The organism is Candidatus Desulfolinea nitratireducens (assembly GCF_982879505.1).
The window spans coordinates 1-544 of sequence record NZ_CEYOSI010000083.1 but is presented as its reverse complement, the minus strand read 5'-3'; the positions used below and the strand labels follow the sequence as shown (position 1 = coordinate 544).

The window sequence follows — 544 nt, the reverse complement described above, 5'->3', positions numbered from 1 at the left end:
CCGTAGAGGCATTGGATTATGCCTATCGCAGCAGTGCACTAAAACGGGATGCCGTTGAAAGGGTAATTCTTTCGGCAGAACTATGGCTGAAAAACGACGACCCGGCCCAAATACACGAGCGAATGCGGCAATATATCCACCAGAGAAAAGAGACGCAGCCACCCGGTGCAAGCATGGGATCGATGTTCAAAAACCCTGAGGGCGACCATGCCGGTAGATTAATTGAAGCAGCCGGGCTGAAAGGCACGCGAATCGGAAATGCCGAGATCAGTCACGTACACGCGAATTTTTTCATCAATCATGGCAAAACAAAAGCCAGTGATGTACGCAGATTAATTGAATTAACACAGAAGACAGTATTTGAACAATTCAGTATTCAGTTAGCGCTGGAAATCGAATTTGTTGGTGAATATGATGACTAAAAAACTCAAAGTTGCAGTGATTTTCGGTGGACGCTCTGGCGAACACGAAGTTTCGTTAATGTCTGCCAAATCGGTATTGGGAGCGCTTGACCCCCAAAAATATGAGCTCATACAGATCGGCA

At 46.3% G+C, this 544-nt stretch carries 2 pseudogenes; both read left to right on the top strand.

The window, feature by feature from the left end:
* A pseudogene (locus tag AC3DOM_RS09030) lies at positions 1–422 on the top strand (UDP-N-acetylmuramate dehydrogenase); the annotation flags it as partial.
* Positions 415–544, top strand: a pseudogene (locus AC3DOM_RS09025) (D-alanine--D-alanine ligase A); the annotation flags it as partial. The pseudogenes AC3DOM_RS09030 and AC3DOM_RS09025, both read left to right, overlap by 8 nt.